The sequence below is a fragment of the Enterococcus alcedinis genome (assembly GCF_014635985.1).
GTDB lineage: Bacteria > Bacillota > Bacilli > Lactobacillales > Enterococcaceae > Enterococcus_I > Enterococcus_I alcedinis.
Genome location: NZ_BMDT01000010.1, coordinates 55,030 through 80,083, shown reverse-complemented (window position 1 = coordinate 80,083; position 25,054 = coordinate 55,030). Strand labels below are relative to the sequence as shown.

The window sequence follows — 25,054 nt, the reverse complement described above, 5'->3', positions numbered from 1 at the left end:
CTGAAAGATTTAGACTAACATTAAAGCAATACTAAGGGAGGGCTTTAAATGTTTGCAATTGACATTCAACATTTTTCAAAGCAATACCAGGGAAAAGAAGTAATCCATGATTTGAATCTACAAGTCAATGAAGGAGAGATTTATGGTTTCATTGGTCCAAATGGTGCCGGGAAATCAACCACAATTAAAGCCTTGCTAGATTTCATTAAACCAACAACTGGTGATTTAGCGATTTTTAGTTTGGATTCGCAAAAACAAGCCAAAACGATTCGCCAATTTACAAGTTATGTGTCATCTGAAGTCCGTTTTTATCCGAATTTTACAACGATGGATTTGATGAAAATTACCGCTGACTTCCATCAAATTGAACATTCAAAACAAGCGATTGATGAACTCATTCAATTATTTGAAATTGCACCAAATAAAAAAGTAGTTGAACTCTCACTTGGGAATCGGAAAAAAATTGCTTTGGCAACCAGTCTTTTATCCAATCCACGTCTTTTAATTTTAGATGAACCGACAAACGGCCTCGACCCTGCCATTCAACACCGACTATTTACAGAGTTGAAGCGTCGTAATGCTCAAGGAATGACCATTTTTCTTTCGAGTCATAATTTGACCGAGATTCAAGAATATGCGGATCGCGCGGCCTTTATCCGAGAGGGTGAAATTATTACCGTTCAGTCCATTTCAAAAGAATCATCGTTAGGAAAAGTCGTTAAAATTGTATCGAATACTTTGCAGACGCAAGACTTTCCAGCAAATTATAAAATTTTGGAACATCAGGATCAGCAGTGGCGCCTACTCTATACTGGAGAAAATAAGGAACTTTTACAATTTCTAAACCAAGACAGCATTCTTGATTTTACCGTGCAAACACCGACACTAGAAGATCAGTTCTTATCCTTATATGAAGGAGGTGCGGTCAAATGATTTTATTTAAAATGGAATGGAAAAAACAATACAAATCTTTCCTCATTTGGACGCTCTTATTCATGTTCTTAAGTTTGGGGTTTTCGGCGATTTACACACAAATGTTTACGCCGGCACAAAAGGATTCAATGGATATCATGTTAAAAAGTTTGCCTGATAGCATGCTCAAAACATTTAATATCGCTTTGTCCGGTCCGGCAAGTATGTTTGAACCGGTTGGATTTTTTGCTTATTATTTCCAATATTTATACCTTGCTGCTTGTATTTATGCCAGTCTCCTCGGGACACAGGCACTAATCAATGAAGAAAGTGAAGGAACCATTGACTTCTTATATGCGCAGCCACTCTCACGTTCTGCGATTTTATTTTCAAAATTCATCGCGAACTTCACTATTCTCTCAACATTCTGGTTATTATCGGCGTTAGCTTCCTTAGGTAGTTTACTCTTATTTCGAATGAGCGGTGACCCGATACAAGAAATTATAAACGGCGTCACAAAAATTTATCTCTACGAATGGCTCGTATTGTTCTTCTTTCTGACACTTGGATTTTTTATTTCCTCGATCTTAAAGCATGCAAGACACGCAACAAGTCTTTCGCTGGCCCTTGTCTTTGGCTTTTATCTACTTGGGATTGTTGGTGATTTACTCGAAAAACTAAACTTTTTAAGTCAATGGTCACCTGTTCAAATCGGGGTTCCTTCATCGATTTTAAACAACGGTCTTGATGCTGCGCCTATTGTCTTTTTGTTTAGTCTGGTCTTTTTAACTGCTTCTTTCTATTGTTATAGAAAACGTGATTTCCAAAGTTAACACCAAATGCCCTCCCAAGCCGTTTATCATTTAAACAGCTTGGGATTGTTTTTTTTCATCTTCTTTTTGGAAGCGCCCTATTTTCTGCTATAATAGAAAGGTACATTTATTTTTAGGAAGGACGATTTTCGTGAAGTGGATTAAAAAACTAAATATCTTACAGTATTCGATTTTTTCATACATCTTATTTTTTGCTATTATTTTTGTCCCAATGTCACTCATCTGGTATTCAACGTCAAAACATAGTGTCACACAACAACTCGAACTATCTTCTAAAAACACGCTACTACAAGCGAAAACAAATTTTGAAAGCGATTTAAATCAACTTGATCTTTTGTCGCAGCAGTTACCCTATGATACTTCAATTACGTTGAAACAATTATCTGATCCTTTTGAATCGATTAAAAGTCGTTCGGCCTTAGCTAAGTATCGTCTCAATAGTAACTTTGTCGAAGAAGTTTACGTTTTTTTCCCTGAAGATAAAACAAAACTTTACTCACCTAGCGGAAGTACGGATCTTTCAATTTTATTAAATAATTGGCAAGCAACGCTATCAGAAGAAGCTTTCATAGAACAAATGGATCAAGTAACACCGACTTTTTCAGTTATGAATGAAGGCAATCCATACGATAAATTTTTCTTATATACCGTTCCTACACAAGATACTTTCGGTAAGAATACAGCAACAATGATTTACAGTATTCGTAAATCGAGTATTGATGCGGCCTTTGCTCCTTTAGCCCAAGAACCTTCTGGCAGCTTCTTTTTAGTAAACGCTCAAAATCAAATTTTTGATTTTTCGGGAAGAAACATTGATTTTGCGAAAGTTTTAAATGAGAAGTTAACGAATTCAAAAGAAATACCGTCTCAATTTAATTGGCAAAGAGATCAATATTTACTTCATCATTTCGAAAATAAGACATTAAACTTAAACTATTACTATGCGGTCAATACGAATTTTGCCGTTGCTCGTTTAACTCAGATTTACAAAGCTTCAATTTATGCAATTGTTTGTATTTTGATTGTCGGTCTATTTAGTAGTGTCTTTCTTGGACGTAAAAGTTACCAGCCATACGAAAAAATTGAATTACTTTTACGTAAACATGGTAAGATGACCACAACGAACAAGCGTCTCACGTTTGAAGATATGCAGCGAAAAGTTTCGACTTTCTTATCAGAGAACACTGATTTAAAAGAAGCGATTCAGCAACAGCAACCTTATATCAAAGAAACGATTCTCCACCAATTACTCATGAATTCCTTGATGGATAGCGAGGCGACACAACAGTTATTTTCCGAAAAAATACTTCTTTCTAAAGAAACAGATTATTTCACTTTGATCCTATCATTGGAAGTCACAGAAGATTCACCTGTTCTAGCTCGCGATTCCTTTAGTCAACAATTACTTTATCATTTAAATCATTTGACGATGATTGATTCTACCGAGTTAATTGGCACAATACAGATAGAAAATCAGTTGGTTTTACTTGTAGCCTTCAATCGCTACTCGTCGCAAGAGTTTATTGTTCAATCGATTTCAGATAGCATTATCCAGTTTTGTGGCATTGCGCTTCCGCTTGGTGTGGGTCAAGCAACATCGGATATTCAGATGGTTCGACACTCTTATATTGAAGCGTTGACTGCTTTAAATCACCGCTATACGAATAACCATGAGACCATTTTTTATTTTAAAGAGATTACTGAAGCAAATGCAAGCCCACACAACGATTTCCAATTTCCAAAGGACTTGCAATTGAAGCTTATTCAAAGTTTGCAATTAGGAAATGAAATGGTCGCCTTAGAAACACTCAAAGATTTAATTCAATACGGTAGCAACAATAGCCAATCGTTTCATATTTTCCGTTTGTATAGTGGGTATCTGATTAGTACTTATGCTGAAGTGGGGACTCAAATTATTGGCGAACAGCTATTAAATGATTTTGAACATTTAATGAATGTCACAGATTTTCCTACCTTAGAAAGTCAACTTCAAGCAATTACTAAAATTATTTGCGAAAAAGTCGAGCGTGATACGAAAACGGAAGAAAACTTACTAAAAGATGCACTGTTTTCCTATATCCACGAAAATTTCCACTCCGATACGTTGTCACTAGAGTCAACAGCCGATCACTTCAACTTAAGCTCGGCTACGATTAACAAAATTATGAAAGAAGGCAGTGATACTACCTTCGCGAAATACATCGCTCACTTACGACTGGAGCAAATCAAAGAAGATTTGATTCAAACCAATTTACCAATCAAAGAGATTATTCAAAACAACGGTTACTATGATGTATCAAACTTCACTCGTAAATTTCGAACAACGGTTGGTGTCACTCCTGGACAATACCGGACGATTAATCGTGAAGCACAAGCTTAAAAAAGTTATTCGAAGCTTCCGACTAACTCACTAATTTTTTAAGCCTTTCATCTTTAGTGTTGCAGCAAAACTCGTAGTGAGTTTAGTTGCAACACTTTTTTTATTGATTAAACAATTGAACAACCGCTTCGCGTAACGAAAAAGAGCCGTGACAAAAGTCACAGGCTCTTTTAGTTATGAGCACCAGATTGTTAAACGGAGAACAACAGTCTCTCATCAAACGATGCTTCGATTTATTTAATTTTGGCAATCAAAAGTCTGCACGTCTCCTCGTATTTCAACTTGTAATTTAAAGTCGGTAAATACTCGACGATTCATGGTTAAATCAAAATCTGTTAACTCACTGTTCTCAATTTGAATTTCGAAAGCTTTGATTTCTCCTGATTCAAGGAAAATCTTATCAAAGCCACATAATTTTTTCACTCGTGGTAAGACGTCTTTTGAATATTTTTTGGCGTAGACTTGAACCACTTCAGCACCGGCACACTCACCTATATTCGTGATTTCACCAGTAACGAGCCAACCGGTTTCATTTTTGATAACTTGTGTATTGGCTAATGAAAAATCCGTGTAACTTAAGCCATAACCAAAGGTGAATTTCGGTTGTCCAGCTAAATCAAGGTAGTCTTTCTTAAATGGCGTATCACGGTAATTGTAATAGACTGGCAACTGCCCATTCGCATCTGGAATCGAGATGGCTAGTTTTCCGCTCGGATTGGTTGCACCAAACAATACGTTGGCAACCGCACGTCCTCCGTGTTGTCCTGGATAACCTGCTAATAATAAACCGTTGACGTAAGGTAAGCATTCCGTTAATAGATGCGGACGTCCCGCAATCACAATCCCGACAATTGGCTTCCCTGTTTGGTGAAGGGCTTTTAGTAACTCCATTTGTGGTTTCGGAATCGCTAAGTCGGCTAAATCAATGTTTTCCCCACTCGTCATTTCGTTTGAACCTGAAAGTGCCGCTCCATTGGCGTCAAATTCTGTTGAAAAATCACGTGCACTTGAACCGCCGAGTGTCACAAATAAGACATCGCTTGTTTCAGCGATTGTTAACGCTTCTTCAATGCCACCTTCGATTTCAGATGAAATCAAACTGCCTCGTGTCATGGCATAGGTTAAGTCACGGTTTTGCGCCGCTTCAGCCATTCCTTGGGTTAAGTTAATGCATTCATCCAAGTTTTTGTACGGTGTATAATCGCCAAGCTGATGATAAATATTGTCGATATGCGGACCGAATAAAGCAATGCGTTTCGTTTTGTCTGAATCAATTGGTAAAATGCCATCATTTTTTAGTAAGACCATCGACTCTTCGGCTAGAGCCACGTTGCGACTGATTTTTTCTGCTTGCGTTAATGCATTGTATTCTGGCGCTTCAGCAAATAATCCTACTTTTTCTTTTAGACTTAAGACGCGATAAACGGCCTGATCTAATTCAGCTTCCTCAAGTAAGCCTTCTAAAACCGCTTCTTCTAAATAAGGATAGACGTTATCCCATAAACTCATATCTAAACCACTTTTTAGTGCTAAAGCAGCTGTTTGTGCTTTTCCTAATTGACTAGCCACACCATCGAGTGCGCAACCATCGGACATGACTGCCCCTTCAAAGCCCATTTCATCACGTAACAACGTCGTTAATAAGTGTTGATTAATATGACAAGGTACCCCATCAATATCGTTATAAGCGGCCATGCACATTAACGCACCGGCATCAATTCCTGCTTGCATCATCGGTAAATGAATTTCTTTTAATTCCCGTTCACCAATTTCCACTGGCGCCGCATTGTGTCCACCCATGATCGATCCTTGTGCAGCAAAGTGCTTCAATGTCGCCAGTACACGGTTACCAGCCAACGATTGCTCCGATTTTTGACCTTGTAGCCCATTAACTGCAGCTTTGGTAAATTCGCCCGCTAGGTAAGGGTCCTCACTAAACGATTCTTCGGTTCTACCCCAACGTGGATCACGACATAAATCGAGTGTTGAGATTAATCCCACGTGCGCGCCTTTTTCACGTAGCTCTTCGGCAACTATTTCTTGGGCCGCTTGGTAGAGGTTTGGATTCCAACTAGCTCCGGCAGCATAGTTGGTTGGTGTCGTAATCGAATCAATTCCTTGATGCCCATGCGGACATTCTTCGGTTAATAAAACAGGAATTTTCAAACGCGTATTTTCAGCAACATACGTTTGAATCATTTTGCTGACTTGATAGGCTTCTTCTTTTGAAAGTCCGGTTTCTAAATTTTTTTCTGACCATGGATCCGAACGAAAAACACCATAGATGACACCTAGTGAATCCCAACGTTTGACTTCATCCTTAAAATAATCGGTCAGTTGAATCCCCTCAGCTGTTTTTTCATAAGATTGCCAACCGTATAGGCGTTGGTTTAATTGCCCGACTTTTTCTTTTAACGTCATTTGACGAATCAGTTCATTTAACAAAAACATTCCCTACTTTCTGACTAAAAATAAACTTTGACTGTTTGAATTTCAAATGGTTTAAAGGAGACATGAATTTGATTGTTTTCAACGATTAATTCTTGTTCCTCTTCTTCTAATAGATTACATAAGACCGCTTTTTTAACTGGCTTTTGACTCGTAATTACGGCCTGACTTTGACTGTTCATATATTCGTATAAACGCACGATCACATGCTCGCTGTCTTCGGCTTTTTTGACTGTATCAAGTAAGATATTCGGTTGATCGACTTCAAAGAAAGGTCTGTCCTGTTCGACGGCCAACTCACCTGCAAGCACAAGCACAGGCACGTTCAAATCAAGGGCCGCTTCCATTGTTTGGCCTTCTTTCCATGTGCCTTCATGGGCATAAATCGAATACGTAAACTCATGTAAACCAATATCGGCTTGCGGATACGGATCGATCGCTGATTTAATTAAAGTAATACCAATCTTTTGGAAATCGGTACTAAAACCATATTTTGAATCCGATAAGACGCTGACACCGTAATTTCCTTCGGATAAATCAACCCATTTTTGACCACAACTTTCAAAGCGTGCCCAATCCCAAGTCGTATTTTTGTGAATGTTACGTGTCACATTACCGAATTGAATATCATAGGTCGCTTCAAGTGTGTTTACCGCAATTGGCATTTGCGCTTTTAGTAAGACTTGATCCAGTTGCCAGTCAATGGCTGTTTCAAAATCAACCCGTTTCGTTCCATGATTGAAGTGAATCCATTGTGTAATGGTCGAATTCTCAAATGGGCGCACGACTTTCATTGTGTCACGAATCGGTCCTTTTTCGACCCATTTGACTTCGCTAACGGCATCCACAGCCCACGATTTTTCTTGGTAATAAACATCGATATCCCATGCATCATAATCCATTGGAATGTCTTCATAAGCAACGAGTTCGTTTAGTTTCTCGCCTTGCGGAATGATTTCACGGTTATTGGCTTTATCGACTAAAGAAATCATCTCGTAATTGTCATTTAAAACGACCTTAAAATCGATGGTTTCAAAGGTTTTTTCAACTGTTTCTGAGTCAAAATGCGCAACCGCTGCTTTTGATAACTCGAGATTGAGGCTATCGAGTGCTGCCATTTCTGGTAAAGCGACAAGTAATTGATTGTCATGCGTCACTTGACTAGTTAATGTTGTGCCTTCAACGGTTTTAACCGTTCCTGTTGTCGGTAATAAAGCGACACTTTCGCGACCAAAACCTAAGGAGTTATACACCGTATAGCGATCTTTAGTCGCTGCGATTGGTAAAGCTTGTAGCAAACTTTGGCATTCCGCAATAATCGCTTCGTATTCTTTTGTTGTTTGTTGATAGACTTCTTCAATTGAACTACCTGGTAAAATATCGTGGAATTGATTCAATAGCACGACTTTCCACATGCGTTCTAAAGCCTCTTGCGGGTAATTAACAAAGTCGTATTGGCTATACAATTTTTCGATAGTTTGTAACAAGAACTCAATTTGACGATTGTATTTTTTGTTTTTACCAATTGAGGTTAACGTGCCACGGTGGTATTCAAAATAAAGTTCACCATACCAAGTCGGTAATTGTTTTTCTTTTTGATTTAAGCGCTCAAAAAATCCGTTGGCCGTATTGCCAGTAATCGTTGGCATATCTGGTAGGGGTTTCATTAAACGTTTTTGGTATTCTAACATTTCTCTTGTCGGTCCACCGCCGCCATCACCATAACCGTAAGCCACCATCACTTCATCATGCACTTTCTTTTGTTGGTAACGATCGAAGGTGCCTTTAATTGAATACGGATCAAGCAAACCATTATACGTTGCATAGTATGGCGTTGGATTGTAGTGCTCACTAATCGTCGTAATAAAGTGCGTTAAGACTTTCGAACCGTCAATCCCTTGCCAGTAAAACGAATCATATGGAATTTGGTTAAACTGATTCCAAGACAATTTCGTGGTCATAAAGTAAGGCGTATTGGTCTTTTTCAAAATTTGCGGTAACGCAGCAGAATAACCAAACACATCAGGTAACCACAAAATTTTGCTATCGACGTCAAATTCTTCTTTTAAGAAGCGTTTGCCATACAGGACTTGACGGACTAACGATTCGCCCGATGTTAAGTTACAATCGGCTTCGACCCACATTGCACCCTCTGCTTCCCAACGACCTTCTTTGATTTTCTCCTTGATCTCAGCATACAATTCGGGATAGTTATCTTTCATAAATTGATATTGTTGTGGTTGGCTATTAACGAACGTGTAGTCTGGGTATTCATCCATTAACTTAAAGACAGTTTGGAAACTACGCTCACCTTTTTCGATTGCTTGTTGTACCGTCCATAACCAAGCCAAGTCAATATGTGTATGACCGATTGCGGTGACTTTTTGCGGTGTCGCATCACTGACTTCATACATCGTTGCGAGTACCGCTTTGGCAGCAGCCAGTCCGGCATAATACTCTTGCGAATACGGTTGACGGAAATCCAAGTGATTGACCGCTTCAACTAATTTTTGTTCATAAAATAAGGCGTCACCACCAAATTTTTCAACACCACGCCAAGCATCAAAAATTGTTGCTAAATCATAGTACAATTCATAGGTTGCTGGATCATATGCAATCACGTTAAAATGCAGTGGAAATTTCTTTTCTTCACGTCCTGAAAAAATCGGTACACTAAAATCAATGACACCTGCTTCTTTGAAATGGTCATCTAATAATACTTCCCGATGATTCGTATCTAAGGCTTGTACGTACTCCCCATTCAAATAGACTTTCATTTGGGGATTGGTACTATTATCTGATTCTGCTGGATTGGAGAATCCTTCAAAAGCTACCGGTAAATCGCCCCAAGCAGCTGGGATTTCAAATTGCCCTTTCACTTCATAATACGTATTTTTTTGACCGAAGTAATCTCCTTGCGTATACGGGGACCACGTCTCGTCTTGTTTTAAAGAAAGATTCTCAATCACCAATCTTTCTTTTACTTTATAGCGATTCACTTTAAAAAAAAGTTTACGAATACGTTCAAATTCAAATTGTCTATGTGTCATCAGTCGGACTCCTTTGTTATTTTGCTACATTAAATGTAAGCGTTACCCGATGTTTTATCAATATGTATAATTTTTGTAGTGTGTTAAAAATGAAAAGGCTCTCACTATGGTCTTTTTCCTTATTTACGTCCGATTTCTCCACTCATTTTAATACAAAAGGGAAGGGACTTTAATCAATCCCCTAACGGTTACTGACTAAAGTCCCAAGAAATGAAACACGTTTTTTAGTTTGCTGCCCAACGATCATAAGCAGCTTGATAAGTTGCGATATATTCTTCTACGCCCATCGATTCAATCGTTTTAACATACTTGTCCCACTCGTCAAAAGAAGTGACACCTGTAATAAACTTGGCTTCCATCTCTTCCGTATAAGTCGCTAAGTCTGTCGCGTTGGCACTCACTTTATCATTTTCTTCTTTCGTTAAATATAATAACGGGAAGGCAACTTCTGCAATTGGTTCAATTTTTTCTTTTGTTTCTTTATTTACCCAATCACGAAAGGCCGTATCTGGCTCTTCATCGGCACTCTTACGAATTAATTCTTGGTCAACCACAATGTTAGGTGTCGTCAATCCAAAGGCTGGTGTAATTTTCCCACGAGAAGATTCTGTGTCGTTCAAATCAACTTCTGGTGTAAAGACGCGTACTTCTTCACCATCTTTTGTCTTCGCACTTTCCCATAAGAAACCATCGGGTCCTTGTTCTAAGAAACGAGCACCTTCAACCGAATAAAAATAATCGACCCATCTTAAAGAAGCTTCTACTGATGGATTATCTTTCGTTACAGCAAACGCACCACGCGAAAGACGAGCACTTCCAGCTACAACAGGTTCTGGGGAAATTTCTGAAGTTAATGGTTGGAACATTGGGTCATTTAATGCACCCTCTTCTCCACGTCCTGTTGTAAAGAATGAGAACCAGTCAGGGAACAAACCAAGTTGATTGTTTTGGCCTTTTGCTTTTTTCTGATCGCCAGACTGACTATACACTTCTTTATCTAACAATCCTTCTGTATAAAGTTTATTCATATATTCCAAAAAGGCTTTATAATTTTCAGACATTGGTGTATAGGAAACTTTACCGTCATCTTCTTGAATCCCTTTAACTTTCATTCCAAACGCACCCATAAACCACAAGCGCGAACTATTCATTTCAACGTCCGTTAATGGTATCTCATCTTTTTTACCATTACCATTTGGATCTTCATCGCGGAAACGGACTAATAAATCGTAAAATTCATCTGTTGTTTTAGGCAATTCTTTTACACCTAAGTTATCTAGCCATTCACCGTTATACCACATAGGTCCCGCAGGCCAAATCGCCGTTCCACCACGTGACAACATTGGTAATGTATATACGTGACCATCAGGCGTTGTAATTGATTTTAAAATCGTTGGATCTTCCTCAACTAATTTTGCAAAGTTCGGCATAATTTCCGGTGTAATAAACTCTTCTAAAGCGACCAAAATCCCTTGCGAGCCGTAATCGATTTCCATTGCAGAGGTTAAGGCATTTGAACCGGCCCCATAAATAATATCGCTTAGATCATCTGCTGCGAATGCTAAGTTTAATTTTGTGGGAAAATCAGCATCAGGCGGTGTCACGTAAGTCGTTTCAATTCCAGTGATTTTCATATATTCTTGTAGCGTTGGCATATCTTTCCACTCAGCTAAACCAATTCCTGGTGCCATGATACTCAACGTTAATTCTTCACCCTCAGCAATAATTGGAAATTGCCCGTCAGTGTTTAGTTTAACCGATGATTCCTTGGCTTTGTTACCCTCTTCTTTTTTGTTTCCATTACTAGTTCCACAAGCAACCAATAATGTGCTAAAAAGTGTGATTCCTAACGCTAAAATGAGTTTCTTACGTGTTTTCATTGTTTTACCTCCATGATGTATTTTCTGTTTTATTCAAACTATTTTTAATACTCGCTAAATGTAAGCGATTACCGATAGTCAATCAATATGTATATAATTTCGACTATGTTAAAAAGAAAGGGTTTTCATTAAAACTAAAGGATTCTAACTTAATCATCGCGATTTAGACTACATCGTATTTGTTTATCCCCGTTTGAAAATATTTTTAACTCTAACTATTATTTTTATGATAATTCAAAGAAATTTAGATTAGAAAAATACTCATAATAGTGGTATGATAACAAGTAACAGATAAATAAAGAGGTGGATTTTATGACGAACAAACGAAACTTTATCTTGATTTCTCCCGATTTTCCGGATAACTTTACGCCCTTTGCGACACGCTTAAAGGAAAAAGGTTTCCAGACATTGGGAATTGCTGACTCGCCTTATGATCAATTGTCTAAGACCCTACAAGATTCATTAACCGAATATTATCGCGTTGATAATATGGAGGATTATGATCAAGTCTATCGTGCTGTTGCTTACTTTGCCCACAAGTATGGGCGAATCGATCGGATTGAATCACACAATGAGCATTGGTTAGCGCTTGATGCTAGGCTAAGAACCGATTACAATGTTTCCGGCTATCAATTAACCGATATTCCTATGATTCGTCAAAAATCAAAAATGAAAGAAGTCTTTCGCTCGATTGGTTTACCTGTCGCTGATGGTCGTGTCTTTAAAGATCAAAAAGAGGCGATAAAACTAGCTAAAAAACTAAAGTATCCGGTAATTATTAAGCCAAATGGTGGCGTTGGCGCCAGTGATACGTATAAGATTGAAAACGAAAAAGCGTTAAAAGATTTCTTTACTTATTACGATCCGAAAACTTCCTACATTATGGAAGCCTTCATTTTAGGTGATATCGAAACTTTTGATGGCATCGCCGATCAAAATGGCAAAATTGTTTTTTACTCAACGTTTAATTATAGTGAAGCGGTCCTTGACATCGTCGAAAAAAATGACGAAATGTATTATTTTATCCCACGAGAAACACCTGCAGATATTGTTGAGATGGGGAGAAAAATTGTCAAAGCCTTTAACGTAAAAGAACGCTTCTTCCACTTAGAATTCTTTCGAACAAAAGACGGAAAATTAATTCCTTTAGAGGTTAATATGCGCCCACCGGGTGGCTTATCAATTGATATGTTTAATTACGCCAATGACATCGATGTTTTTCGTGGCTATGCCGATATTGTAGCGACAAATGAATACAATGAAGCTACCACTCGTCCTTATCACTGCGCCTATGTCTCACGTAAAAATAAAAACCAACCGTATTACTATTCAAATGATGCGATTCGTGAAAAACTCGGTGTAGGACTCGTTAGCATTCAGTCAATCCCAGGTATTTTCGCACAAATTATGGGCGATGAAGGGTACATCATTCGAACACCGGATAAAAAAGAGTTATTCGAATGGATTCAATTGATTCATCAAGCAAAAAAGGAGGACAAATAGCATGCATTTCGAACGAAGAAAACACTTTAGCCATTTTTTACAACAAGAGATTGAATTTAATGTTTACGGACATGCGGGCAAACCAATTATTGTCTTTCCCTCATCCGGTGGTAGCCACAATGAATACGGTGATTTCGGTATGATTGCGGCTTGTCAAAGCTTCATCGAACAAGGCTTAGTTAAATTTTACACGCCGGATTCCTATGATCGTGAATCATGGTTTGCAACTTGGAAAAGTCCCGAAGAAATGGGCCGTGCCCACAATCGCTACGATCAATACATTATTCAAGAGCTTGTCCCCTTAATTAAACATGAGAGTCACTGGCAAGGTGCACTCCTTGCGACTGGTTGTAGCATGGGCGCCTTTCATACGATTAACTTTGCCTTACGTCATCCAGATGTTTTCGATACGAGCATCGCCTTAAGCGGTTCGTATGATGCCCGCTTTTTCACCGGAGAATATGGTGATAGTCCAAGCGTTTACTATAACTCTCCGCTTGATTATTTAGAAAAACTCCACGATCCTTGGTTTATCAATCGTTTGCGTCAAAATACCACGATTGTCTGTGTCGGACAAGGCAATTGGGAAGGTCCACATATTGCCGACACTCAACGTTTAGAAAAGCTCTTTAAAAAGAAACACCTTCCCGGTTGGTTTGATTATTGGGGACTCGACGTGCCCCATGATTGGGACTGGTGGCGTATCCAAATGCCTTATTACTTAGGCGTACTCGCCGATCAAGGAAAGATTTAAAAAATAAGACAACCTCAGAAGAAAAATTCTTCTGAGGTTGTCTTATTTCTATTTATTTTCATTTGTTACTCTAAAGATGTTTAATAACTAGTGAATCAAGCGCATTTTTTATTGGCAACTATAAACGACGAATTCACCAAAGTGACGTGCCCAATATTCTTCGGAATGGGTTTCGTCGGCTTGAATGCGAAACCAAATTTGCTCAAGCGAGTGGCCCGTTCGTAATAAGGTTTGGTAATACCAAAGCGAGCTATCCAAATACATTTGATTGACGTTTCGATTGGTAAATGCCTGATCAGCTGGATTACCTTCTTGCGTACCAACTTGTAAATAAACTTTTGTTTCGGGCTTTAACGGATGTTGGACAATGTATTGCAAAAAGGCTTCATCATTGACCCATGACGCCAACGAAAAAATCCCTAGCACGCCAAAAGTATCAGGATATGCTGCACCCATATAAGCCGTCATTAAGCCACCTAAAGAGCTACCGGCTAAAAAGGTTGTCTCTTTTTCCGCTTGCGTGCGATAATGCCCATCGACAAAAGGTTTGACTTGTTCAACAATCCACTGCGCGTGCGCTTGACCGCCACCACCGATATGCTGAGTCTTCTCAACTTCTTCTGGACTCATTGCCCACGGCGTATACTCATCAAGTCGCTGCTCACCATCGTTATCAATCGCCACAATAATCAAATCTGGAATTTGTGGATTCCGTTTTAAATGTGGAATCACTTTCCAAGAATGTCCAGCATAAGCTTCACGACTATGAATCACATTTTGCCCATCAAGCATATACAAAACAGGATACGTTTCATGCACGTTTTCTTGATAATTTTTAGGCAACAAGACACGCACACGACGTTCCTGTTGGGTATACGGTACCCATAAGTAATGGCTATTTAATTGTAAATACGGTTGTTGGTACCTTCTAGGCAAAGCATTCCCCTCCTTGTATGATTTCCAACCATTATACTACTGCAACGAGACACTGACAAATACGATCAGGAATAAAAAAGGGAAGAGACCTCAAAACAAGCGATAAGCCTACTTGTTTTGAAGTCCCAAGAAATGAACATGGTTTAATTAGTTTGAAGCCCAACGATCGTAAGCGGCTTGATACGTTGCTACGTATTCTTCAACCCCCATTGATTCAATCGTCTTAACATATTTGTCCCACTCATCAAATGACGTTACGCCAGTAATGAATTTCGCTTCCATTTCAGTTGTGTATGTTAACAGATCCGTTGCATTCGCACTCACTTTATCATTTTCTTCTTTTGTTAAGTATAATAATGGGAATGGTACTTCAGCTACAGGTTCCATTTTTTCTTGTGTTTCTGCAATAACCCAATCAATAAAAGTTGTGTCTGGTGCTTCATCAACACTCTTACGAATTTGTGGTTGATCAACAACTAAGTTTGGTGTTGTTAAACCATAAGCCGGTGTAATCGTTCCACGGAAAGCTTCTGTATCATCTAAATCAACTTTATCTGTGTAGACACGAACTTCTTCGCCGTCTTTTGTCTTTTGATTTTCCCATAGAACGCCTTCAGGTCCTTGTTCTAAGTAACGTGCACCTTCTTCTGAATAGAAGTAATCGACCCAACGAAGAGACGCTTCAACCGATGGGTTTGTATGTGTAATAGAAAACGCTGCACGTGTTAAACGAGGGTTCCCAGCAATCACTGCTTCTGGTGAAAACTCAGAAGTTAATGGTTGGAATAATGGATCGTTAATTGCTTCTTTTTCCGTTCTACCCGTTGTAAAGAAGCTATAGTAGTCATTAAATAATCCAAGTTGATTTTTTTGACCTTTTGCTTGTTTTTGGTCATTTGACTGACTGTAAACCTCTTTATCTAATAAACCATCTTTGTATAGGCGATTCATATATTCTAAGAAGCCTTTATAGTTTTCAGAAATTGGTGTATAGGATACTTTGCCATCATCTTCTTGAATCCCTTTTACCTTGATTCCAAATGCCCCCATCAACCATAAACGTGTCCCATTCAGCTCCACGTCTGTTAACGGAATTTCATCTTTTTGACCGTTACCATTTGGATCTTCATCACGGAAACGAACCAATAAGTCATAAAGCTCCTCGGTTGTTTTCGGGAGTTCTTTAACATCCAAATTATCTAACCATTCACCGTTATACCACATTGGCTGTTGATACCAAATCGATGTCCCATTACGTGGAACGAATGGTAGAGAATAGATATGACCATCTGGCGTTGTAATGGATTTCAAAAGATTTGGATCTTCATCTGCTAATTTAGAAAAATTCGGCATTAACTCTGGCGTAATATAATCTTCTAAAGCGACCAAAATCCCTTGCGAACCATAATCAATTTCCATAGCAGAAGTCAAAACACTTGAACCTGCTGCATAAATAATATCTGTTAAATCATCCGAAGCAAAAGCCAAGTTTAATTTTGTTTGGAAATCAGCATTTGGTGGTGTCACATAAGTTGTTTTAATTCCTGTTGTCTCCATATAATCTTGTAACGTCGGCATATCTTCCCATTCAGCTAAGCCCATTCCTGGGGCCATGATACTTAATGTTAACTCTTCACCTTCTGCTATAATTGGGAATTGACCATCTGCATTCAATTTAACCCCAGACTCTGCCGCAGAACCCGACTTATCAGTACCACTTGTTTTACTACCACCGCCACCGGTGCTACAAGCAACTAATACTGTACTAAATAATGCAACTCCTACCCCTAAAAGAACTTTATTCCGTGATTTCATTTAATGCCCTCCTATATGTTGTTTTGATTTTCCAAACCCTAAACCGTAAAACATTAACCAAAAAACAGTACCAACATTCAATGTCTTCTGTCTATTCGGCCAGTAATAAGCTCCCACTTATTCCTTAACTACAATGTAAGCGTTATCTATGTATCTTGCAATATGTAGAAATATCCGACTATGTAAAAATGAAAACGCTATCAAATAGGTTGATTTCATGCTCTTTAGGAGAAGCATTTTTGAATACGACTATAATTTTAAAAGGGAAGAGACCCCAGAAACAAGATCAAAATGATCCTATCTCTGAAGTCCCAAGAAATGAAACACATGTTTTAGTTTGATGCCCAACGATCGTAAGCGGCTTGATACGTTGCTACGTATTCTTCAACACCCATCGATTCAATTGTCTTCACATATTTATCCCACTCATCAAAAGAAGTGATACCTGTAATAAATTTCGCTTCCATTTCTTCTGTGTAGGTTGCAAGATCAGTCGCACTTGTGCCGACTTTATCATTTTCTTCTTTCGTTAAATACAATAATGGAAATGGTACTTCTGCTGCAGGAACCATTTTTTCTTCTGTTTCAGCAATCACCCAATCCATAAATGAAGTATCTGGCTCTTCATCAGCACTCTTACGAATTTGCGGTAAATCAACAACCAAGTTTGGTGTTGTTAAACCGTAAGCAGGTGTAATTGATCCACGGAAGTTTTCAGTATCGTTTAAATCAACTTTGTCTGTATAGACACGAACTTCTTCACCATCTTTATTTTTCTGATTTTCCCAAAGCACACCTTCTGGTCCTTGCTCTAAGTAAAGATCACCTTCTACAGAATAGAAGAAATCTAACCATCTTAATGATGCTTCCACCGAAGGGTTCTTATGAGTAATTGCGAATGCTCCGCGAGAAATACGTGGACTTCCAGCAATGACTGCTTCTGGTGAGAATTCAGATGTCAGCGGTTGGAACAATGGATCATTGATTGCTTCTTTTTCTGAACGACCCGTTGTAAAGAAACTATAGTAATCATTGAATAAACCAAGTTGATTTTTTTGACCCTTAGATTGCTTTTGGTCATTTGATTGGCTATAAACTTCTTTATCTAATAAACCTTCCGTATAGAGTTTATTCATGTACTGCAAGAAGCCTTTGTATTCTTCAGATATTGGTGTGTATGACACGTTTCCATCATCTTCTTGAATCCCTTTAACTTTGATGCCAAAAGCACCCATTAACCATAAACGTGTCCCGTTCATTTCCACATCACTTAATGGAATTTCGTCTTTTTGACCATTCCCATTTGGATCTTCATCGCGGAAGCGAACTAATAAATCATAGAGTTCGTCAGTTGTTTTTGGTAGTTCCTTGACATCTAAATTATCTAACCATTCACCGTTATACCACATTGGCTGTTGATACCAAATCGATGTCCCATTACGTGGAACGAATGGTAACGAGTAGATATGTCCATCTGGTGTCGTAATTGATTTTAGAAGATTTGGATCATCTTCAACTAGTTTTGAGAAGTTTGGCATTAATTCTGGCGTAATGTAATCTTCTAAAGCAACTAAAATTCCTTGTGCGCCATAATCGATTTCCATTGCAGACGTCAGAGAGTTTGAACCTGCACCATAAATAATATCCGTCAGATCATCTGATGCAAATGCCAAGTTTAATTTCGTTTGAAAATCAGCACTTGGTGGTGTGATATAAGTTGTTTCGATTCCTGTTTTTTCAATATAATCTTGCAGCGTCGGCATGTCTTTCCATTCCGCAAGCCCCATGCCTGGCGCCATAATACTTAAAGATAATTCTTCCCCTTCAGCAATAACGGGGAATTGCCCTTCTGTGTTTAACTTAACCGATGATTCTTTTGGTCCATCTGCTTGTGCTTTACTCCCACCATTCCCACAAGCAACTAAAACTGTACTAAACAACGCAATTCCGATACTTAATAAAACTTTATTCCGTGATTTCATCGTTGACCTCCAAGTTTTCTCGTTTTTATTTTTTGATAATTTTGATTCCGATTGAGCCAATAGCTGGTTGCTCAATATCCGTTGCAGCAATGTGCGTTCCATTTTGAATCGTTAATACTTTCCCTGTTGCGATATCAATAATTTGATCATCCGCGGTTGCTTCAATTTCCTCTAAAGTAAACGTTTCGTTCGCTGGTGCGTGAATACTTCTGAAGGCATAGTGCGTTTGTCCGTCTTTATTGAAAGATAATTTCCAATCGTTGACACGGTCTTTAGCGATTGCGCGTGTATGGTAAATCCCTTCACCATAAACATCAATCCAAGCACCAATCTCATTTAAAATCGTTGTTTCTTCTTCAGTAAATGTTCCTTCAGGTGTTGGTCCAACTCCTAAAATTAAGTTTCCACCTTTACTTACAACGTCAACAAAGGTTTCTAACAATTCTTGACTTGATTTAAAAGTATCAGTTGGGACATACCCCCAGTCATTACCAATTGGAATATTACTTTCCCAAACTTTATTCGGAATTTCATGTAATTCTGGAATTTTTCGTTCGGGTGTCACGTAGTTTTCATGACGACCGCCCATCATACGGTCAACCATAATTAACTCAGGATTTTTCTCACGAGCAATTTCAGCCATCCGGTCCATTTGTAAGTCTTCCTTACCTTTACCAGCCCAACCGCCATCTAACCATAGTAAATCAACATTTCCATAGTTATGGGTAATTTCTTTAATTTGTTCATGGACAAAATTGGTATATTTCGCCCAAATTTCTGGATGTTCTGCCGTATCATAACTCGCTCGACGTCCTTTAACAGTGCCGTCTTCCAACCAATAATACGGAGAGTACCAGTCAGCTTTCGAATAATAGGCACCAATTCCCATGCCTTCTTCACGGAAAGCATCAAAAACTTCACCTAAAATATCACGGTTCTTAAAGGGACTTAATTTCCCTCCAACTTTGTATTCGGTTTCAATTGTGTTGTACATATTAAATCCGTCATGGTGTTTTGTTGTAAAAATACAATATTTAAAACCAGCTTGTTTACATGTTTCTGCCCATTTCTTCGCATCTAATTGCGTCGGATTAAATTCTGAAATCAAATTCCAGTAATCGAGTTGCAATTGTGTGAAGTCTTTACGGAATTCACGTCCTTCTCTTGCCCATTCATCTTGTTCAGATAATTGCCAAGACTCAACGATTCCTGCTTGCGCATAAATACCATAATGGAAGATAACGCCCAACTTTAAATCTTGGAACCACTCCAAGCGCTCTTTTAACATCTCAGTTTCTGGATAATTCGTTGCATCGTCAAATAAGTCCTCTTTTGCAACTTCAATGTCTCCTCTAATTTCACTCATAAAAAATGCCTCCTCGTTTCGTATTTCGTAACTCAAATGTAAGCGTTGTCTGTTTTTTTCGCAATATGTATAAAATTCATAGTGTGTCAAAAAATGAAAAGGCTATCAAAACAGTGTTCTTCATTAATAAAACGCATACATCATTTTTAAAACATAGTTTGATTTTTTGTTCACACAAAAGAAACGATAGCATCCACTTACACGAATGCCATCGTTTCTACTATTAATACTTTCAATCAATTATTCTTTGCTCGCTTCGACTAGTTCTTTAAACTCTTCAAATACTCGTTGGCGTTCACTCGCTCTAACTGCTTGCCATTGTTCAAAAAGTGCCTGACTCTTTGCATGGAATTTTTTGTTGGTTGTTTGACTTGAAGATGGTACTTGAGTAAAATCTTGCGAAAACTGCTCAAATAATTGTTTATTTCCTTTAAAGGTATCACTTGGATCTTCTTTAATCCGTGTTTCAATCATACGGATCTCGTTTAATACCGCTAAATAATCCGAGACAAAAATCGGCATCGCGACTTCCTTAAATTCGAGTAAACGATTAACGAGTGTTTGATTATACGCAAATGGTCGGACAAGGTGTTGATTGCGATACAGCGCATATAAATATTGCTGCCATAAGTCTTCTGGAAAATCATAACCTCGGTCTTTTAACCACAACAATTCATCAAGTGCCAAATCAACATGATTCAAGCCTTTTTTGATTTCATTGGCAACTTCTTGACTAACACCTAAATGATCCGCAAAATGGGTAATCCCTAACGCAATCGTTTCCTCCGTTTTTTGCGACTTTAAAATAAATTGATATTTAATCGCCTTGCCACATTGACAGTACAATTGGTATCGTTTCAGTTTGCGATTATAATTTTCGTCAATGTTGACGGTTTCAAATTGCCACTGCTCATCAATTAAGTAATGATGATTGACGAAAAAGGAGCTCATTTGGTATTTTTTGTGCTGTTCAATTAAATCACGTTGCGGTTTCATCAGACGTTGATAAATTTCTTGACGATTTTTAACCGTAAGTGCTTTGCGTCCCTCTAGTGGATAGGCTTTTAATTGATACGTATTTGGATACCACTGCTGATAAAGATTGCTTACTTGTTTCATTTTTAATTCATCCTTATTTATTCTATTCTAATAGTAGAAAATTGTTTGTTACAACTCGTCTCCTAAGTACTTACTCATCGGTCGAATCAATTGCTGAATAAAAAATTGAATCATCACTCCCATTAAGAGAATGGCTAATAATGGTGCAAAAGAAAGACTTGCTCCTAATAAAAAACCAAGAATCATAAACAAGCAATCAAAACTCGTTCGCACCAGACGAATCGACACGTTTAAAATTGCGCTGAGTGCAAACACCAGTGCTTCATAAGCACCACGCCCAAAACTAGCCAAGGAATAAACAGCGATTCCAAAAGCCATCAGAGCCAAGCCAATTAAAAACAAGCCCACACGAAAAGGCAGTGACTCCGGTTGAAACGGAACATTGGCTAATAAATCGGTCGTCAAAGCAATCACAATTGGATTAAGTAAACTACCAATAAATAACTCTTTGCGATCGATAAAAAAGACAATCAACAACATCACTGAGCTGACGAGTATGTTTGCTTGTCCGATACTAATACTTAATTTATCCGATAAACCAATCCAAAGCATCGTCAATGGATCACTACCTAGTTGCCCAATAATCGTTAAATGAATACCGAGTCCCATAATGATAGAACCGAGGATGACGATTCCCATCCGCTTGAGTGATTGTTTTTTGATCATTTGCCTCACCTTTCTTTCATTCCTTCGTTGGTTCAATTCTCGTCTTTAGTCTATCAAATCAGCTGAAACAATGAAACTTGAAAGACTTATGTTATAATTATCGTACAAAAATGGAGGTGCTTTTTTTGAAATTATTTTTTTCTTACTTTAAATGGTTCGTACTCGCCTTGATTTTAATTCTTGGTGGTTATCTCGCCTATTTGTTTTTTGACTACGATCGATTAGATGATAACCTTGAACTCAGTCCTACCACCCCTGCGACTGATGTACAAGCGCCCCATCCATCCAATTATACCATTACAACGTTCAATATTGGTTATGCTGCTTATCCAACTGATTATAGTTTCTTTATGGATGACGGTAAATACTCACGTGCGTTTAGTAAAGAGGATGTTCAAAAGAACTTAGCTGGTATTGAAAAACATTTAATGCAGCTTGATTCTGACGTTATATTATTGCAAGAAGTCGACACAAAAGCGCATCGCTCTTATAAAATCAACCAAGTCGAACAATTGACTGATAAATTCGATAACTATTCTGCTGTTTTTGGGCAAAATTACGACTCCAGTTACTTATTTTACCCTTTTACGAAACCAATTGGCAAATCACAATCGGGCATCTTAACCTTAAGTAAGTATCCGATCGAACAAGCCACTCGTTATTCTTTACCAATCGAAACCAATTTCGATAAATTTTTCGATCTTGACCGTAGCTTCACTGTCAGTCAGACAACTTTCGATGGGCAGCCAGTTAGCTTGATCAATATCCATTCTTCCGCTTTCACAAAGGACAAAAACATTTTAGAAAGCCAAATTAAAAAACTTGCCGAAAAAATGGCTAGCGAAAGAGCCGCTGGTCGCAGTGTGATTGTCGGAGGCGATTTTAACCACGATTTACTCGGCAATAGTCCTGAAGTTTTTGATACCGAACGTAAAATAGAAACATGGACCCATCCATTCCCAGAAGAATTATTACCTGAAGGATTTTCTGTCGTTAAAGGCGACTTAGCCAGAGATCAAGTGCCAACGGTCCGCGCCAGCAATAAACCTTATGTCAAAGGTGAGAACTTTGTCTCATTGATTGATGGCTTTATCGTTTCTGATGATATCATCGTCGAAAGCGTCAAAGTCTCTGATTTAAATTTTGCGAACTCTGACCATAATCCAGTAACACTAACGTTTCATTTTAACAAAGGAGACAACCAATGAACCTTTCTGAAACCTTAACCGCTGCGGCAAATCCAGAAAAAGCACTTCAAATGGAAAAATACATGCGCAATCAATTCACTTTTCTCGGAATCCCAGCCCCTGAACGTAAAAAAATCTTTCGTGAATTTATCCAATCAATCGATCACACACCGATTGATTGGAATTTCGTGCACGATTGCTGGCACGATAAACCACGTGAATACCAATACATCGCGATTGGCTATTTAATTAAATTCAAAAAGAAACTAACCATCAACGACATTCCAGTGCTGAAGCAATTGATTACGACCCATTCTTGGTGGGACACCGTCGATGGACTGGATGAATTACTCGGACATTTAGCTTACGAAACGCCTGAAGTCGAAGCAATAATGCTTGAGTGGAGCCAAGACGAGAACTTTTGGATTCGACGTGTCGCAATTGACCATCAACTATTGCGAAAAGACAAAACGAATACCGAACTACTCGCACAAATCATTTGCAACAATTTCAACGACAAAGAATTCTTTATTAACAAAGCCATCGGTTGGAGTTTACGTGATTACAGTAAAGCCAATCCAACTTGGGTACGCGAATTTATTGAGACCCACAAAGAACAAATGGCGCCCCTCAGCATTCGTGAAGCTTCGAAGTATATCTGAAAGCTGTTTTTGCGAGATTGTAAGAAAGAAATCCTTTAAAAGGACTCTTTGCTAGCGATGATTACGAAATAAAAAGCAGATGAAAAAAACTCTTATTTTGAGCTTTTTCATCTGCTTTTATTTTTTATGATTAATTTGCTAATTCAACTTCATCTTCAATCATCAATTCTTCTGGTACTGCAAAAAGGTACGTCAAAATAAATGCAACAATAAAAGTTAAAATCCCAACAATGATGTAAGTCATTAATTGATACGGATCATACATATACATCAAAGGTGATAAAATTACAGCTAAACCATATGAGTTTGCTTGTATTCCGAGGATTGAAAGCAGTGCCCCTCCTACTGCAGAACAGGCAAGCATTACAGTCAATGGTTTTGTACCATATCGCAACGTAATTCCAAATAATCCAGGTTCACTAACACCTAGTAGTTGCGTTACTCCTGCACTTAATCCAATTACTTTAATTTTTTTCTTTTTTGTTTTCTTACTGATGGCAAAACAAACAGCGGCATTAGCAAATCCATACATAGCGCAAACAGTAATAACAGGGTTAAATCCACTTGATGCTAAGAGTGCTGTTTCTACTACGATAAAAAGATGATGCATCCCCGTCATCACAGACAGTGGGTACAAGAAACCGATTACTAAACCACCTAAACCAAAAGGTATTTTGATTAAGAACTCAACAACATACACTAAACCACTTTCAACAAAATGGAGCAATGGTCCTAAAACAAGGAGCCCTGCTAATACCATGACTAGAATAACAACAAATGGTGTAAACATTAAATCCAACGAATCTGGCATCTTCTTTCGTAAGACTTTTTCCAACTTCGCTCCTAAAATCCCTAAAACCAAAGCAGTTAAAACACTTCCTTGGTAACCTACAATTGGAATAAATCCAAATGCTATCAGCGGTTCTACACCACTATTCAAATCTGCTACTGCATAAGCATTCGGTAGCATTGGTGAAACAAGCATTAGGCCAATAACAAATCCAATAATCGGTGTCCCTCCGAATTTTTTAAAAGCGGACCAACAAATTAAAGCAGGTAGGAATGCAAAGACCGTATCAGTTAATACACTGACTAACACTAAAAATGTTTCTGGAATTTGATCCGATGATGTTCCAAAGAAACCTAAAACATGTTCGTTTAAGATAACGCCTTTAATTCCTAAAAACAAACCTGTTGCAACAATACCTGGGATAATCGATATAAAAATATCAGCTAATGTTCGAATTGCACGTTTAATTGGATTGCCTTCTCGTTTGATTTCTTCCAAACTAGTCACTTTTTCTTCAATTTTGTGATCATTGTTAACTAACTCTGCATAGACTTTATTGACTACTCCCGTTCCCAAAATAATTTGATATTGCCCAGCATTATAAAAAACACCCTTAACGTGATCAATTGCTTCAATGGCGTTGTCATCAATCACGTCACGATCTTTAACCTCTAATCGTAGACGAGTGGCACAATGTGTCAATGATAAAATATTGTCTTTCCCTATTACCGATACAATTGATTCACCTATTTTTTTATAGTTCGTTTCCAT

Annotated in this window: 17 protein-coding genes; 7 read left to right on the top strand and 10 right to left on the bottom strand. The window is 38.2% G+C overall.

Annotated features, from left to right (window positions below; all coding sequences use genetic code 11):
- Positions 1 to 48: 48 nt before the first annotated feature.
- The 3 genes from IEV09_RS10185 (at position 49) to IEV09_RS10175 (ending at position 4,125) form a co-directional block, all read left to right on the top strand.
- The gene (locus IEV09_RS10185) at positions 49 to 933 is read left to right on the top strand and encodes an ABC transporter ATP-binding protein (protein ID WP_188368197.1); all 885 of its coding nucleotides are present in this window, start codon (positions 49 to 51) and stop codon (positions 931 to 933) included.
- The gene (locus IEV09_RS10180) at positions 930 to 1,745 is read left to right on the top strand and encodes a DUF2705 family protein (protein WP_188368196.1); all 816 of its coding nucleotides are present in this window, start codon (positions 930 to 932) and stop codon (positions 1,743 to 1,745) included. Before IEV09_RS10185 ends, IEV09_RS10180 begins: the two co-directional genes overlap by 4 nt.
- 130 nt (positions 1,746 to 1,875) lie before the next feature.
- On the top strand, positions 1,876 to 4,125 hold the full coding sequence (locus IEV09_RS10175) for a helix-turn-helix domain-containing protein (RefSeq protein WP_188368195.1): 2,250 nt from the start codon (positions 1,876 to 1,878) through the stop codon (positions 4,123 to 4,125).
- 237 nt (positions 4,126 to 4,362) lie between these two features.
- On the opposite strand, the gene IEV09_RS10170 is transcribed toward IEV09_RS10175, so the two are convergent.
- The 3 genes from IEV09_RS10170 to IEV09_RS10160 all read right to left on the bottom strand — a co-directional run bounded on the left by IEV09_RS10170 (position 4,363) and on the right by IEV09_RS10160 (position 11,503).
- The gene (locus IEV09_RS10170) at positions 4,363 to 6,570 is read right to left on the bottom strand and encodes a glycoside hydrolase family 3 N-terminal domain-containing protein (RefSeq protein ID WP_188368194.1); all 2,208 of its coding nucleotides are present in this window, start codon (positions 6,568 to 6,570) and stop codon (positions 4,363 to 4,365) included.
- Positions 6,571 to 6,590: 20 nt separating this feature from the next.
- Positions 6,591 to 9,623, bottom strand: coding sequence for an alpha-mannosidase (locus tag IEV09_RS10165; RefSeq protein ID WP_188368193.1), 3,033 nt, complete (start codon positions 9,621 to 9,623; stop codon positions 6,591 to 6,593).
- 224 nt (positions 9,624 to 9,847) lie between these two features.
- Complete coding sequence (locus IEV09_RS10160) at positions 9,848 to 11,503, bottom strand: type 2 periplasmic-binding domain-containing protein (protein WP_188368192.1); 1,656 nt, start codon at positions 11,501 to 11,503, stop codon at positions 9,848 to 9,850.
- A gap of 312 nt (positions 11,504 to 11,815) precedes the next feature.
- Between IEV09_RS10160 and IEV09_RS10155 the strand changes: the two genes are divergently transcribed.
- Both IEV09_RS10155 and IEV09_RS10150 read left to right on the top strand, forming a co-directional pair.
- Positions 11,816 to 13,006, top strand: a complete 1,191-nt coding sequence (locus IEV09_RS10155) for an ATP-grasp domain-containing protein (protein WP_188368191.1) — start codon at positions 11,816 to 11,818, stop codon at positions 13,004 to 13,006.
- 1 nt (position 13,007) lies between these two features.
- Positions 13,008 to 13,760, top strand: coding sequence for an esterase family protein (locus tag IEV09_RS10150; RefSeq protein ID WP_188368190.1), 753 nt, complete (start codon positions 13,008 to 13,010; stop codon positions 13,758 to 13,760).
- A 108-nt stretch (positions 13,761 to 13,868) separates the two neighbouring features.
- Here IEV09_RS10150 and IEV09_RS10145 read toward each other — a convergent pair whose 3' ends face one another.
- The 6 genes from IEV09_RS10145 to IEV09_RS10120 form a co-directional block, all read right to left on the bottom strand.
- Positions 13,869 to 14,696, bottom strand: a complete 828-nt coding sequence (locus IEV09_RS10145) for an alpha/beta hydrolase (RefSeq protein WP_188368189.1) — start codon at positions 14,694 to 14,696, stop codon at positions 13,869 to 13,871.
- Between the two features lie 147 nt (positions 14,697 to 14,843).
- Complete coding sequence (locus tag IEV09_RS10140; protein ID WP_188368188.1) at positions 14,844 to 16,511, bottom strand: extracellular solute-binding protein; 1,668 nt, start codon at positions 16,509 to 16,511, stop codon at positions 14,844 to 14,846.
- 332 nt (positions 16,512 to 16,843) lie between these two features.
- Complete coding sequence (locus IEV09_RS10135) at positions 16,844 to 18,493, bottom strand: extracellular solute-binding protein (RefSeq protein WP_188368187.1); 1,650 nt, start codon at positions 18,491 to 18,493, stop codon at positions 16,844 to 16,846.
- Between the two features lie 25 nt (positions 18,494 to 18,518).
- Positions 18,519 to 19,859 carry an alpha-L-fucosidase gene (locus IEV09_RS10130; protein WP_188368186.1) on the bottom strand — a complete coding sequence of 447 codons (1,341 nt, stop codon included), beginning with the start codon at positions 19,857 to 19,859 and terminating at the stop codon, positions 18,519 to 18,521.
- 240 nt (positions 19,860 to 20,099) lie between these two features.
- Complete coding sequence (locus IEV09_RS10125; protein WP_188368185.1) at positions 20,100 to 20,978, bottom strand: hypothetical protein; 879 nt, start codon at positions 20,976 to 20,978, stop codon at positions 20,100 to 20,102.
- 48 nt (positions 20,979 to 21,026) lie between these two features.
- The gene (locus IEV09_RS10120) at positions 21,027 to 21,644 is read right to left on the bottom strand and encodes a YczE/YyaS/YitT family protein (protein WP_188368184.1); all 618 of its coding nucleotides are present in this window, start codon (positions 21,642 to 21,644) and stop codon (positions 21,027 to 21,029) included.
- Positions 21,645 to 21,760: 116 nt separating this feature from the next.
- On the opposite strand from IEV09_RS10120, the gene IEV09_RS10115 reads away from it, so the two are divergent.
- On the top strand, positions 21,761 to 22,852 hold the full coding sequence (locus tag IEV09_RS10115; RefSeq protein ID WP_373281485.1) for an endonuclease/exonuclease/phosphatase family protein: 1,092 nt from the start codon (positions 21,761 to 21,763) through the stop codon (positions 22,850 to 22,852).
- The gene (locus IEV09_RS10110; RefSeq protein ID WP_188368183.1) at positions 22,849 to 23,493 is read left to right on the top strand and encodes a DNA alkylation repair protein; all 645 of its coding nucleotides are present in this window, start codon (positions 22,849 to 22,851) and stop codon (positions 23,491 to 23,493) included. The genes IEV09_RS10115 and IEV09_RS10110 overlap by 4 nt, the downstream gene beginning before the upstream one ends.
- Before the next feature lie 130 nt (positions 23,494 to 23,623).
- Here the strand turns inward: IEV09_RS10110 and IEV09_RS10105 are convergent, their stop codons facing one another.
- Positions 23,624 to 25,054: a PTS transporter subunit EIIC gene (locus IEV09_RS10105; protein ID WP_188368182.1), complete on the bottom strand. Its 1,431-nt coding sequence runs from the start codon at positions 25,052 to 25,054 to the stop codon at positions 23,624 to 23,626.

Coding starts and splice junctions, on each gene's coding strand:
- IEV09_RS10180 (WP_188368196.1), top strand. CDS start 930: ATGATTTTATTTAAAATGGAATGGAAAAAACAATACAAATCTTTCCTC.
- IEV09_RS10155 (WP_188368191.1), top strand. CDS start 11,816: ATGACGAACAAACGAAACTTTATCTTGATTTCTCCCGATTTTCCGGAT.
- IEV09_RS10140 (WP_188368188.1), bottom strand. CDS start 16,511: ATGAAATCACGGAATAAAGTTCTTTTAGGGGTAGGAGTTGCATTATTT.
- IEV09_RS10125 (WP_188368185.1), bottom strand. CDS start 20,978: ATGAAACAAGTAAGCAATCTTTATCAGCAGTGGTATCCAAATACGTAT.
- IEV09_RS10110 (WP_188368183.1), top strand. CDS start 22,849: ATGAACCTTTCTGAAACCTTAACCGCTGCGGCAAATCCAGAAAAAGCA.
- IEV09_RS10185 (WP_188368197.1), top strand. CDS start 49: ATGTTTGCAATTGACATTCAACATTTTTCAAAGCAATACCAGGGAAAA.
- IEV09_RS10130 (WP_188368186.1), bottom strand. CDS start 19,859: ATGAGTGAAATTAGAGGAGACATTGAAGTTGCAAAAGAGGACTTATTT.
- IEV09_RS10160 (WP_188368192.1), bottom strand. CDS start 11,503: ATGAAAACACGTAAGAAACTCATTTTAGCGTTAGGAATCACACTTTTT.
- IEV09_RS10105 (WP_188368182.1), bottom strand. CDS start 25,054: ATGGAAACGAACTATAAAAAAATAGGTGAATCAATTGTATCGGTAATA.
- IEV09_RS10120 (WP_188368184.1), bottom strand. CDS start 21,644: ATGATCAAAAAACAATCACTCAAGCGGATGGGAATCGTCATCCTCGGT.
- IEV09_RS10150 (WP_188368190.1), top strand. CDS start 13,008: ATGCATTTCGAACGAAGAAAACACTTTAGCCATTTTTTACAACAAGAG.
- IEV09_RS10165 (WP_188368193.1), bottom strand. CDS start 9,623: ATGACACATAGACAATTTGAATTTGAACGTATTCGTAAACTTTTTTTT.
- IEV09_RS10135 (WP_188368187.1), bottom strand. CDS start 18,493: ATGAAATCACGGAATAAAGTTTTATTAAGTATCGGAATTGCGTTGTTT.